Here is a 12,783-nt window from a genome sequence, read left to right on the forward strand (position 1 = left end):
TTGACGTGCAGCGTGTGGAGCCGTACTCCCGCTTACGTTGCTTCATGCATCTGGTTCAGTGTGGTCGTCTTGCTCGACAGGTTCCGGTGTCTGGGTCGGAGGGGTATGCCTGGTTTGTGGCGCTTCGTAGCTGTCGGTGTCTTCGCGTGTGTCGTGGAGGTCAAACATAGCTATAAACTCGTCGCGCATCATTTCAATCGCCTTGAGTTCGCCTGCGATCACGGGATGAATCGATGTTAGCTCTGGTTGTTCCAACTGCTGCATCAGCGTCGAGCGCCGCACATTGAGCGTTTCCAAGAAGGCCAGTGCTCGCCCGCGGCGAAACGTTTGCGGGCCGCTGCCGTGCCCAGCGTGGCTGTGTGGGCCTTTGCCATGTTTGTGGTGCCTGCCATGTGAACCGTGATGGCCGTGTGCATCCCTGTCAATGTGTCGCATACCAACACACTCCTTTGTATACAAACGTATTCGACTTGCAGACTCATTGTATACAAATGCATACATGAAGTCAATTGGGGTATAAACGACATCAGGGATGGATCTCTCTGCGAGTATCCATCCCTGAATCGGTTGGTTTTGTGTACTGTTTGTTCCGGAGACTATCTTGTCTCCTGCTTTCTGTCTAACCCTTTGACCCCAGTTTGGCCACCCGTTGCTCTAGAAAACATCGATGTCGGATACCAAGGCGTGCAACGAGTAACGCGGACAACAGAAAAACCACCCAGATGAGATATCGGGTGGCCGGTTGCACAACTCACTCCCCTAAGTCTATGTGCCCACTTTACCGACTTAGGATCTTCGTGTCCACGCTCACAGTATATGATGATTGCAGATGACTTATTCACATTATATGGACGAGATGTTCATGTTGTCAAGGATTTTTTGATGGATTGGAAATCCAATGCTGGTGTGGTGGAAATTTAGCGGCATGCCCTTAGAAATCACTCTTGACTTTCGAAAAGTATCGTTGTCTAAATTGTCGTTCGCCGTCGAAGCGATATTGGCAACTTTGCCGTGATGAGGAAGGTGTATTGGTTGTTCAGTAACCGCAAGATGTGGGCGGCGGCGGGCGTGGCTCTCTGTGCGCTAGCTGCCGTCTCGCTCGATCCGCCGGACATCGCCTTGGCAGCCGCCGGGACAGGCAATGCGACAGGGGCGGCGGGATTCGGTAGCGCAAATGCCAGCACCAACATGACGGATTTGACGTCGCAGGGCGCTCTATCCATTGCAGTAAGTGGTGTACCGGATTCCACTTTCGCTCAGGAGGAAAAGCCGTACCAGGGCGATGTGACCCAAACGGCGGCGTGGCGTGGGTTCAGTCACCAGGGGAGTCGAACCATCACGCTGACGTTTAAATCTCCTGTCGACGTGCAGTCTATTCAAATTCAGGCTCTACAAAACTTCTCGCTCGGTGTCTACTTCCCCAGTTATGTCGCGTTTCAATTCGAGCAAAACGGCCAGTGGTACACGGCAGGGCAGCGTCCTTCTGCGGTGCCGCAAAGTGACCAAAATGTGATGACCCAGACGTTCGCGTGGTCGAGTGCGGCCGGAATTGAGGCTTCGGCCGTCCGGCTGATTATTCCGGTCGACGTATGGGTGTTTGTCAATGGCTTTGACGTGCAAGGATCGACGACAGCGCGCGGGCTTGCCGCCAGTACGTTGGCGAAAGTAACGTCCACATCCGGGAAACCACTCGGCCCACTGCTGCCCTCGGCCTCCAATGCCGCGGGGATTCGCAACATGTTGCTCGTGCAAACAGGGGCAAACGGCAGTCAAGGCACGTGGTCCGTTCAAGATTTCGAACCCATGCTTGCGTATGTCACAGAGAGTGGGCAGATGACCAAGCCGCTGTTTGACACCATGCTGTTTCTTCCGTACGGATCGGTCAAGGATACAGAGCAAGGCTTGTCCAACTACCTTCAGGATCTGTTTGCAACTGGCAAGCAATTAAGTGCTTTGAACGAAGCTGTTGGCATCGTCAACCAGGCGTTGCATCGCCCGGGATATCAAGAAAAAGTCGTCCTATCGCTGCCGTATTTCGCATACGGAAATATCGATTTCGGAGACATCGGTGGGCAGGATGTGCAATTTGGCGGTACGTCTGGCGATCCGAACGGATTACAAAGCCGCGAAGCAGCGGAGACATGGTATGTCAATCGATTATTAACCGATTGGAAGAAGGCGGACTTCAAAAACCTGAAACTGGTTGGACTCTATTGGAATGAGGAACAGTACCGCCAAACCATGCCTGGGGAAGCGCGGTATATCCAATATGCGTCGTCTTTAGCCAAGGCATATGCGCTTCCCTTGTTCTGGATTCCATACTATGGCGCTGGCGGCATATGGCATTGGCAGTCACTTGGCTTTACGGCGGCTTGGATTCAACCGAATTATGTCGAGCAAGGCCAGCAGGCAGATCTCGCGCGCATGACAAACGCGACCGAGACTGCCTCAGAGCTCGGACTTGGCGTAGAGGTGGAGTTGACAGGGATCGATGCGGCTCATCAGGCCGTGTACGACAGCTCGCTTGCTCAGTTGAGCGCGGATGGCTATGGCACGAATCAGGCGTCGCACGCGTACTACGATGGCTCGAAGCTGCTGTTGACGTCCGAGCGGTCGCATGGCCGTGAGCGCATTGCGTATGACACGACGGCAAGTTTCATTGCGGGGGTGGGTATTCATGGCGGATCGTAAGGCGTGGATCTTAAAAGCCGCGGCGTTTGCGGTGTGCGCGGTGAGCGTCGCCGCGCCAGTGACACACGCGTCGGTTGTACGCCCAACCCCGGTGATGGAACAACGGGCCATCGTGTTAAATGGGGAGCCAACACCGATAAAGCCTTATACGTTTTCTCAAAATGGCGTTGTCTACATGCCGCTTTGGTATGTGATGAACGTGTTGCAACAGTTGGGATTTGCAAACACATGGAAGCAAGGCGTTTGGAATGTGACCGTGCCAAGCTCGGTTCCGGTCGACACAAGTCCGGATACCGAGAGTGCAGGTAACGCCGCGATAGCCGTTAACGGAACAGTCGTTCAGCGTTTACAGGGGATTGCGGCGACGGATCCGGCATCCGGTAAATCGACTATGTTCTTACCGATGGCAAATATCGAGCAATTGATGGCTCGCTTAGGCATTGTAGCGACGTGGGACGGTACGACGTTGTCACTGGATACGAGTGCACTGCCGACTCCCTTAGCCGCAGATCAAATTGGCATATGGAATCTGCTTGTTGCGGTGGACCAAGCGTTTGGCGTCGCTCCGGACACGTCGGGTACCAGTCCGTATGCCGATTTGTCCACGAACTCACCGGCTTGGGGTTATGTCCATGCCAGCATCGAGAAGGGAATTTACCAGCCGATCTCGTCGAACCAGGCAGGTGTCTTTGCACCGCTTACCGTGGCGATGGCAGATCAAGTCCTTTGGAACGCGTACGGCATAAGCTCGAGCGACGCGGCTTATCAGCCAGGGGGCTCGCCGGCGGCGTGGGCATCGGCTGTGGGGTTGGTCCCAAGCGCCTGGAAATCGACAGATTTCCTTACGCCGCAGGAATTGGCGACAGTGGTGTCGAATGTCCACAATAACCTCAAGGGTTTTGTCGAAACGGGCAAGAGCAGTTGGCAGATTTGTTATCCCATCGCAGACGAGGCTACCGCATCATTCGCGGGCGACAGTCGCAATGGGCAGCCCTTTTTTCCGTCGAATGCATCCGTGCAAAGTGCCGTGGGGCAAACCTATCAATTCTTTGACTCCCTGCGCGTCGTCAAGCAGGGCCATCAATACGTGTTGGTGGTACCAAACCCGCCGACGGGTACAGGATTTTGTTACATCACCACATTTGGCAATGTCACCTATGAGATTTCCGGGCAGAGTAAGTGGACAAATGCGTTTGCGCTTGACACGCGCGATGTCCAGTGGGCTAAGGGCCACACGCTTTTGGTACAGATTCCATCGTCAGGGCTGACCATCACATGGAATCAAATGCTGCCGCAATTTTCCGGAACCGTTGTGCTCGGTGAACTGCAGTTGTCCGCCGGTGCGCAGGGTCTGCTGGTACAGCGGATGAACATCAACTCAACCACCACTTCATGATGAAATCCAAAAGGAGGATGTCGCTGTGAAATCTAGTCGCCTACTCGCGGTGCTCGCGCTACCTGCCTGGGTTGCGCTGTCCCAGTCGCCCACCGCGTGGGCGCAGACCGCCACAAGCAGTGCTGCACTGAATACGCCAAGCACCAGTTCAAGCGGGACGTTCGGCCTTGGATCATCCTGGGAATCCTATCCGATGCTCCAATATGGGACACAAGGCCCATCCGTTGCCGTCCTTCAGAATGATCTCAACGCTCTTGGCTTTACGGTCGGGCAAGCAACGGGGACGTTTGACGCGACCACCGAAGCGCAGGTCAAGGCTTTTCAGCAGGCAAACCAGTTACAGGTTGACGGCATTGTAGGACCGCTCACATGGGGAGCGCTAGCGAAAGCTGTCGCGGCTTATGAGGTATCATCGGTTGTCGCTTCAGCAAGCAGCCATGTTGTGAACAATGTGCAGGCCAAACGCATTGTTTTTAATGGCAGCACCGTTTCTTCACCGATTGGATTTACATATGACGGCACGACCTACATGCCCATTTGGTATGTGATGCAGGCTCTGAAGCAGGCTGGCTACGCCAACGTGTGGGCAAATGGCGTTTGGAACATCACCCCTCCATCGACGAGTGCAGCAAATGTCGATTACTCAAACATTAAGTATGGTAAAGGAAGCACCGCGATTGCCATCAATGGTACCGTCGTGGCGAATGTGATTGCCATCGTCTATCCAGATCCGGCCTCCGGGAAAATGACGACGTTCATGCCCATCTGGTATGTCATGAATGCTTTGAAGCGCGCTGGCGTCGGATCGACCTGGCAGGGGACACAGTGGACGATGAAGCCGGCTCCGGTTGTTGTGACGACGTCCGATCCTGTGGGCAACAGTACCGGGAATATGACAGGCAACAGCACGGGGAATACGACAGGTAACACCACGGGGAATATGACGGGTAACAGCACGGGGAACACGACAGGTAACAGTACCGGGAATATGACGGGTAACAGTACCGGGAACACGACAAGCAACAGCACGGGTAATTCGAGTGGAAGCGGCACGAGCGGCTCGACGGGTGCCAATCTGTCGTTTACCAATGTGGACCTTCGCTTTCCGGCGCCCGCCAACATCAATACATCAAGTATCAATTCATACTTACTTGCGAACGATTCACCACTCAATGGTTTGGGTGCTTCATTTATGGACGCCCAAAACACGTATGGCGTAGACGCCAACTATCTCGTTTCTCACGCCATTCTCGAGAGTTACTGGGGACAAAGTCAAATTGCACTGGCAAAGAATAATCTGTTCGGATACGGCGCGTACGATTCAAATCCCGGTAATGACGCGGGTATGTTCCCGAGTGACGATTACGCAATCCGCTTTGAAGCGTGGGAGGTCCGCAATAACTATCTCAACCCCGGGGGCAGCGAGTACGTCTCACCGACGTTGACAGGGATGAATGTCAACTACGCGACGGACAAGCAATGGGCTGCGGGCATTGGTAGCCTGATGACGCAATTTGCAAGTTCGGTCGGTTCGAGTGTGAGCGCGTATAAACAATACTCGCCACAGAATGTGGCGCCGACCCCGAAGAGTAGTACGGAACCCGTCTTTTACATGAATGGAGCCACAGGCGTCATTCAGTCGGATAGTTATTACCAGAACGGTGGGGTGCCGTACTTCCCTTCCATGGCTGCCGGCATGAATCAACAATTCTTTGGACCGTTGCAAAACGGCAGCGCAGGTCAGCCTGTTGCAGAGGTGCAAAAGTACTTGAATCAGACGATTGGAGCGGGGTTGCAGATCGACGGTCAATATGGCCCGCTTACCGAGGCGGCGGTCAAGAAGTTTGAGTCGCAGGTTATGCATATGACGAATCCCGATGGCATCTGGAGTTATGCGATGTGGACCACATACATCCAGCCCAATCAATCCAACGCCAATTTGATTCCGTCCGGTACCCAGGTGCAGATTGATCAGATTGAACAAGGTATGGCGGGTCCGTATGTGATGCCATGGTACCATATCGTGAATTATGGGTGGGTCGATTCGCAGTATGTGAAATTTACGAATGTATATCGCGTCGAGGTGACGAACCCGGCGGGTACGGCCACTTCTATTCCCGTCTATCAGGTGGGGAATTTGAGCAAAGTACTCGTCACCCTGCACAGTGGTGACTTTGTTGTGGCATCGTCGGCACAACCGTCAGGCGGTGTTTATACCATTCAAATTGCCGCGCAGACGCCAGCCGTCAGCAACGGCTTGGCGCCTGACACGCTCCTGACCGGCGTCATCCCAGCCAACGGCACGGTGACGCTCGTACCACAATCGTAACGCACATCTGACGGCGGCTGGCGTCCGGAATTCAACCGTTGACGATCTGGCCGCCGTTTATATGCAGTACCTGACCGCTCATATACGAGGAATCACTGCTCGCCAAATATACGTACGCCGGCGCCAGTTCCGCAGGCTGCCCGGCGCGGCCTAACGGTGTATCACTCCCGAATTGCGCCACCTGATTGGCCTCGAAAGTCGACGGAATCAAGGGCGTCCAAATCGGGCCGGGAGCTACCGCATTGACGCGTATCCCCTGCTTGGCAAGAGACTTCGCTAAAGACCTCGTCAAGCTAACAATGGCCCCTTTTGTTGCAGAATAGTCAATTAACGTCTCGTTTCCTGCATAGGCCGTGATTGAAGTCGTGTTAATGATGCACGAACCTTGTTGCAGATGTGGAAGTGCCGCTTGGATCATGTAGAAATACCCAAAGACATTTGTGGAGAATGTCCGTTGCAGTTGGTCTGGCGTAATGTCGAGGATGCTGTTTTGCGGGTGTTGCTCGGCTGCATTGTTGATCAAAATGTCGATTTTTCCAAACTTCTGGATGACCTGAGCGACGGCCTGTTTACACAAATCTGCGTTCGCGACGTCGATCGGCAAAGTGATGGCTTTGCGGCCATATTGACCGATGCAGGTGGATGTCTCCTCGGCATCTTCGTGTTCGTTGTAGTACACGATTGCGATGTCGGCGCCCTCCTTGGCAAACGCGATCGCGATCGCTCGGCCGATACCGCTGTCACCGCCGGTGATGATGGCGACTTTGTCCTGTAGCTTTTGGCTGCCTCGGTAATTCGCATCGTCGAAAAATGGACGTGGGTTCATCTCCGACTCGAGCCCGGGTTGCTGATTTTGATGTTGAGGTGGAAACGATGTTGGGAACGTCGGGGTGTGACCGGGTTGGACAGTTGTTGTGTTCGTGGGCATGGGATGGCCTCCTTGAGTTCGAGAGAACGTTTTTATCCACCACCTAGAGTGGGTGTGGGAGGAAAAAAGTATGCGACGGTGTGGCTCGTGACTTGCCTGTGTAAAGACGTGACAGGATTGCGGTACAATCGGGAGTTGGTTTCTCGGTCATGGGGCTTTGGTGTGAGGGAAGGCACGTAAGAGCCCAGGGGGGAGCTTGTTATATGAAAGCGAAATGAAATAGGAAAATGCATAAAGGGCGAGGTGGCAACCCCGCCCCCTATGCGTTTAATCGACAATCGGCTCCGGTTGTCCATGGAGTGTGCGTTCTTCGCGACTCGTTCGCATGAATGGCCAAAAATGAGCTCTGCCTACAATCGCCGTTGCTGCCGGGACGAAGAAGGCCAAAACAATCAGCGCGTACATCGCGAGTCCAATGATGACCGACAAACCAATTTCAACGAGTGTCGTCACGCCCGATACCGACATTGATCCGAACGTGCCTGCCATGATGGCGGCTGCTGAAAAGACGACATTGCCCATCTGCCGCATGGCGTGCCACATCGCGCTACGGACGTTGAGCTCTGGATGGTTGTGCATTTCCTCATCAAACCGCGACATGAGGAAGATGGAGTAATCGACGCCCAGCGCAATGAGTAGCAACAATGCAAAGAAGGGGACGGTCCAACTGATTCCGGATTTGCCCATGATGTGAATGGCCACGTATTGCAAGATGGCCATCGTCACGTAATACGTTCCTGTCAGCGAAATGATCACGTACAACGGTGCCAGAAGCGACCGTAGCATGAGCACAAGAAGGATGAAGATGGCCGCGAGAATCATCCCCATCATGCGCGTGAAGTCGCTACCGGATAACTGGTTGAGCGCCGCTTGCGTCGGCGTTGTGCCGGTATAGCCGAGTTCCCCTGTGTGAATCGGGCTCGCCGTAAATGCCGCCTGTGCCTGCGCCTCAAGCCGTGGCATCTGCTGGATCGCAGTCATCGAATATGGATCTGTTTTCAGGGTCACGCGAATGTCTGCCGTGTGACCGTTTGGCGAGATGTAGTTGTTCATGGATTGCTGCAAACCCGCGCTTGACCGCAGTGCAGACGCAGGTACATAAAAGCCTGGATTGCCCGTCTGTGTGGCATGGTTCGTTTGGTGCAAGGCGTTTTTGACGGTACCCACTCCGTTTGCCAACTTGACCAGAGCATTGTGCAACTGATTTTCGCCTTGTCCTGCGCCTTGCATGCCTGCTGCAAATTGTTGTGCCCCGGCAGCCCACTGCGACAAGCCGCTATGCAACTGAACGCTTGCGCCACTGAGCTTCTCCAGACCCGTCTTAAGGCCAGCCGTTCCGCTTGCCAACTGTCCCGAACCTTTGGTCACAAGGTCGCTTGCATCGGCCAAGCGGTGGCCGCCTGCAGCAATAGATTGCAGACCCTTTTCCACACTGCCAGCACCTTCCGACAACTTGGCTAGACCTGTGGCAAGCTGGCTTGATCCTCCGGCAAGCTTGGTCGAAGCCGCGCTCGCGGCCTTGCTCCCCGCAGCCGTGGCCTCTGCAAGCTGCTCAATTTGCTGCCATGAAGGATCCGCGGCATCACCAGGATGTGCTTTTGCCCAATTGGCGAGGGCGTTTGCCAATTCGCTTGACACCTGTGCTTGTTGGCTGAGGCCTTGCTGCAACTTTGCGTTGCCGCTCGCCAGTTGTTTCGCCGCGCTTGCGCTTTGGGCGATCCCGCTGGCAACCTGTTGACCGCCAGTTGCAAGTTGCGCCGCCGCTTTATCCAATGCCTTGCTACCTGTTGCGAGTGATCCTGCGCCGTTTGCCAAGCGTTGTGCTCCTTCGGCTAATTGATTGCTTGCCGTCACAGCTTGTTGTAACCCACTGTGCAACTGATTCTCACCAGTTGCGAGCGCTCCTGCGCCGCTGGCCAACTTGGTCGCCGCGCCCGCCGCTTGATTCGCGCTTTGGCTACCAACGCTGGACGCGATGTGATGCAACCCCGCCTGAACCTGATTGAGGCCATTCGCCGCAAGTTGGTTCTGTTGTGCCAGTTGAAATTGCGAGATCACCTTGCCGACTGGCCGTGTGGCGCTGTCGACTTCCGCAACAAATGGCAGCTTGGCGACGGAAGACGAAATGTTTTCGATGGTCGCAAGGCCTTGTGGGGAGCGCAGGTTATCTGGCGTGTGCACGACGATGTCCATCGGCAGGACTTTACCTGCACCAAACGCCTTGGACACAATTTGGAAGCCAACGACCGATGGAGCGTTCGGAATGTCCGAGGTTGGATCGAACGTTCTTTGGTCCGTAAACGTCATTGCTATAGGCGCCAAGACGACAGCCACAGCGGCAAGCGTCCACCACGGGTGACGGAGTGACAGGCCGCCCGTTGCGCTCCAAATACGTGACGGCTTGTGGCTGGCTGCCGTGATCGATTTGCGCGGCCAGAACACAAATCTCCCCAGGCACAGCATCAGTGCCGGCAGGAAGGTCAGGCATGCGGCGAGCGTGATGGCGATCCCGACGGCGACGCCGACGCCAGATTTGAACAGGCCGAAACGGGCGAAGTAGAGTGTGGCAAACGACATAAAGACGGTCAGCGCGCTGAACACGACCGTTTTGCCGATGCCCTTCATGGCAGCCGCCAGAGCATCGACAGGGGCAAGGCCACGGCTCGCTTCCTCGCGGAAGCGGTTCATGACGATGATGCTGTAATCTGTACCGGCGCCAAAGATGATGGCAATGAGGAACGTGTCTGTAAAAGTCGACACTGGCAGGCCGACGTTGGCCAATGCCGCGACGACGTTGGTCGTCAAAAGATAGGAAAGGCCGATGGAAAGCAGGGTTAAGAAGGGGGCGACGACGGATCGGAAGACCACAAGAAGAATGATGAGCACAAGTGCGACAGTCACGCCTGCGGTTTTTGACGCCCCGTTCATGGAAATGTTGATATTGTCATTTTCAATAGGGGTATCGCCGGTAAACAAGATCCTTGCGTCGGCAGGCTTTCGGGAAAACGCCTGTTTGACGTGAGCAAGCGCGGCGTTGGTCGACTTGGCGACGTCCGTACCGGGGAAGCCAATGCTCGCGATCTCGACCGTGCCGTCGCCACTAAAGTATTGCTTTTGGACGGAGGCGCTCGCGTTGTATGCCCCGGAGACCGACTTGACGCCGTACTCTGTCTTTTGTTTGGCGATTTGCTGCAATTCGTGCGCAAACCACGACTTGTCTTGGTCAGTTAGACCTTTGGGGTTGTAGATGGCCACGACGGCGCTCGTCGAGTTCGGCAGGAATTCCGTGTTGCGGTGCGCAACGACGCTGTTCAGTTGCGGCAGCAAGACGTGAGCTGCGGCAACAATCGCCATCCAGATGGCGATTACGAGGTAGCGGTAGCGCAGGAGTAGACGTGCATACCGTTGAGACACCATGTCGACCTCCGTTAGTCGGCGTGAATTTTTGGAACTCTGCCATGTAGTTTAGCAAGCAAAATAAACTTTGCAAACTGTGTCCCAGTTGGTAAGCGACGACTTCAGTCCTTCGAATTGCCAAGCATTTGTCGCAGTTTTGTAGAACAGCGTTCAAGAACGTGTTGAGAAATTGATGGTATACTCTCTCGTAGTTTCTATTCTGATTTGCTGCAACGAGCTTGCAGCGATTCCAAGAAGGCGAGGGGGAGAGTGTGAATCACAACCAGGCTATGACGCTCATTGGGACTGCTGTTGCGGTGGTTTTTGCAGTGACGGTGATTTTCGTACGGCTACGTGCCGGGAAACGTCCCACCAACGCACGCAAAATTCTCATTCCACCAGTGGCGATGAGCACAGGGTTTTTGATGTACGTGTTTCCATTCACGCGCGAACCCGTTCTCTATGCTTTAGCCGCCATGTGTGCCGGTTGCTTGTTCAGCTATCCGCTGATTGCGACGTCGCACTTTTATGTCGGAGAGGACGGCATATATCTGAAGCGATCGCGCGCGTTTATCTATATTTTGTTGGGGCTTTTGGTGGTACGCATCGCGCTCCACAGCCTTGTCGAGAACTATGTGGACGTGTATCAGACAGGCTCGCTGTTTTTCTGCTTAGCTTTTGGCATGCTTGTGCCATGGCGGATTGCCATGTATGTGCGCTATCGTCGGTTGGTGAACCAACAGGTTGAGCACGCCATGTCGTGAAGCGAGTGATATCGCGTATTTCGTATTAGGAGGATGTTTGTGCGTAGTATCCGCGGAATTGTGATAACCGTCGTGATCGTCCTAATCATCATTGCCATCCCTGTCGTGCAACTGGTGCGTCCAGTGCCAAAGCCTGCGGCCAACGTGCTCGCTGCGCTGCCGGCCAAGGTCGCAGGACCAGCGCCAAAGATTCAGTGGCCGACGCAGGGACAAGCTGCTCTCGAAGCGGTTGGCGTTGGCAGCTTTGGCAGTTCCGGTGTGCAGGCATCTGTACCCATCGCCAGCGTGACCAAGGTGATGACGGCTTACCTTGTCTTGCAGAAGCACCCTCTTCAACTCGGCCAACAGGGCCCGTCCATCACGGTGACGCCAGCCGATGTCAAGACATATGTGCAGGATAAAGCCTTGGGCGAATCCGTGGTGAAGGTGGCTGCTGGTGAGCAGTTGACCGAGTATCAGGCGCTGGAAGGGCTTTTGTTGCCGTCGGGTAACAACGTCGGTTCCTTGCTTGCCAAATGGTGTGACGGTTCACAGGCGGCGTTCGTCAAAGAGATGAACGAGACGGCCGCAAAGATGGGCATGAAAAATACTCACTACGCGGATCCGACCGGCTATTCGCCGGCGAGCCAAAGCGATGCCGTGGATCAGATGAAGCTATTTGCGAAAGCGATGGAAAACCCAGTTTTCCGGCAAATTGTCGGTGAACCGCAGGCGGTGTTGCCGGTTGCTGGACTCGTTTACAACGTCGATTCGCAGGTGGGTCATGGCACCATCATTGGCGGAAAAACAGGTAGTACCCTTGAGGCGGGCGGTTGCTTCGTCTTTGCCGCACAGAAAACGGTGGCGGGACAGAACGTCTTAATTGTCGGCGCCGTATTAGGCCAAAAAGGGGCGCAGGAGCTAGAGGAGGCTCTGTCGGCGAGCGTGCGGATTGCGCAAGATGCGCAGAAGGCGTTGCGACCCGTGAACCTCTTGCAAGCTGGTGCGCAGGTAGGTACGCTGAATGCGGCCTGGACACAGCCGGCCTCCCTGACGGCCGGGCAATCCGTGCAAGCCATTGGCTTCGGCGGTATGCCTATCTCGCAGTCGTTTAAGAGCCGCACATTGTCTGATGCCATTCCCGCGAATGCGGTGGTTGGCACGTTGAATGTCACGGTCGGCAGCCAACAGCTCAGCGTCCCTGTCCGAACGAGTGCGGCGATTGCCAAACCCAAGCTGACCTGGCGACTCAAGAGGCTATAAGCGAGGGCGCTCGTCGGGCTCCCACGTTCGGGAATAG

Annotated in this window: 8 protein-coding genes and 1 riboswitch; of the genes, 5 read left to right on the forward strand and 3 right to left on the reverse strand. The window is 55.0% G+C overall.

Annotation, left to right across the window (positions count from 1 at the left end; translation table 11 throughout):
* Window positions 1–42: 42 nt before the first annotated feature.
* Window positions 43–435 carry a hypothetical protein gene (locus QMF38_RS10960; RefSeq protein ID WP_281759453.1) on the reverse strand — a complete coding sequence of 131 codons (393 nt, stop codon included), beginning with the start codon at window positions 433–435 and terminating at the stop codon, window positions 43–45.
* 293 nt (window positions 436–728) lie between these two features.
* Window positions 729–812: riboswitch (cyclic di-GMP riboswitch) on the reverse strand.
* A 220-nt stretch (window positions 813–1,032) separates the two neighbouring features.
* On the opposite strand from QMF38_RS10960, the gene QMF38_RS10965 reads away from it, so the two are divergent.
* Genes QMF38_RS10965 through QMF38_RS10975 form a run of 3 tightly spaced genes read left to right on the forward strand, consistent with a single transcriptional unit; the run spans window position 1,033 to window position 6,416 of the window.
* Entirely contained in the window at window positions 1,033–2,691 is a 1,659-nt protein-coding gene (locus QMF38_RS10965; protein ID WP_281759454.1) for a DUF4855 domain-containing protein, read from the forward strand.
* Complete coding sequence (locus QMF38_RS10970; RefSeq protein ID WP_281759455.1) at window positions 2,678–4,087, forward strand: hypothetical protein; 1,410 nt, start codon at window positions 2,678–2,680, stop codon at window positions 4,085–4,087. The genes QMF38_RS10965 and QMF38_RS10970 overlap by 14 nt, the downstream gene beginning before the upstream one ends.
* A gap of 25 nt (window positions 4,088–4,112) precedes the next feature.
* Window positions 4,113–6,416: a peptidoglycan-binding protein gene (locus QMF38_RS10975; RefSeq protein WP_281759456.1), complete on the forward strand. Its 2,304-nt coding sequence runs from the start codon at window positions 4,113–4,115 to the stop codon at window positions 6,414–6,416.
* A 31-nt stretch (window positions 6,417–6,447) separates the two neighbouring features.
* On the opposite strand, the gene QMF38_RS10980 is transcribed toward QMF38_RS10975, so the two are convergent.
* Together QMF38_RS10980 and QMF38_RS10985 are read right to left on the reverse strand one after the other, a co-directional pair.
* Window positions 6,448–7,344, reverse strand: a complete 897-nt coding sequence (locus QMF38_RS10980; protein WP_281759457.1) for an SDR family oxidoreductase — start codon at window positions 7,342–7,344, stop codon at window positions 6,448–6,450.
* Between the two features lie 267 nt (window positions 7,345–7,611).
* Window positions 7,612–10,761 carry an MMPL family transporter gene (locus tag QMF38_RS10985; RefSeq protein ID WP_281759458.1) on the reverse strand — a complete coding sequence of 1,050 codons (3,150 nt, stop codon included), beginning with the start codon at window positions 10,759–10,761 and terminating at the stop codon, window positions 7,612–7,614.
* 269 nt (window positions 10,762–11,030) lie between these two features.
* Here QMF38_RS10985 and QMF38_RS10990 point away from each other — a divergent pair, with 269 nt between their 5' ends.
* Together QMF38_RS10990 and QMF38_RS10995 are read left to right on the forward strand one after the other, a co-directional pair.
* Window positions 11,031–11,504, forward strand: a complete 474-nt coding sequence (locus QMF38_RS10990) for a CcdC family protein (RefSeq protein WP_390854529.1) — start codon at window positions 11,031–11,033, stop codon at window positions 11,502–11,504.
* A 33-nt stretch (window positions 11,505–11,537) separates the two neighbouring features.
* A complete protein-coding gene (locus QMF38_RS10995) occupies window positions 11,538–12,746 on the forward strand; it encodes a D-alanyl-D-alanine carboxypeptidase family protein (RefSeq protein WP_237716492.1) in 1,209 nt (402 codons plus the stop codon).
* Window positions 12,747–12,783 lie beyond the last annotated feature (37 nt).

The sequence above is a fragment of the Alicyclobacillus hesperidum subsp. aegles genome (assembly GCF_027923525.1).
In the GTDB taxonomy this organism is placed as follows: domain Bacteria; phylum Bacillota; class Bacilli; order Alicyclobacillales; family Alicyclobacillaceae; genus Alicyclobacillus; species Alicyclobacillus aegles.

What these genes read in the sequence shown, in the direction of transcription:
- QMF38_RS10995 (WP_237716492.1), top strand. Translation starts at nt 11,538, where the DNA reads ATGTTTGTGCGTAGTATCCGCGGAATTGTGATAACCGTCGTGATCGTC.
- QMF38_RS10970 (WP_281759455.1), top strand. Translation starts at nt 2,678, where the DNA reads ATGGCGGATCGTAAGGCGTGGATCTTAAAAGCCGCGGCGTTTGCGGTG.
- QMF38_RS10960 (WP_281759453.1), bottom strand. Translation starts at nt 435, where the DNA reads ATGCGACACATTGACAGGGATGCACACGGCCATCACGGTTCACATGGC.
- QMF38_RS10980 (WP_281759457.1), bottom strand. Translation starts at nt 7,344, where the DNA reads ATGCCCACGAACACAACAACTGTCCAACCCGGTCACACCCCGACGTTC.
- QMF38_RS10985 (WP_281759458.1), bottom strand. Translation starts at nt 10,761, where the DNA reads ATGGTGTCTCAACGGTATGCACGTCTACTCCTGCGCTACCGCTACCTC.
- QMF38_RS10990 (WP_390854529.1), top strand. Translation starts at nt 11,031, where the DNA reads ATGACGCTCATTGGGACTGCTGTTGCGGTGGTTTTTGCAGTGACGGTG.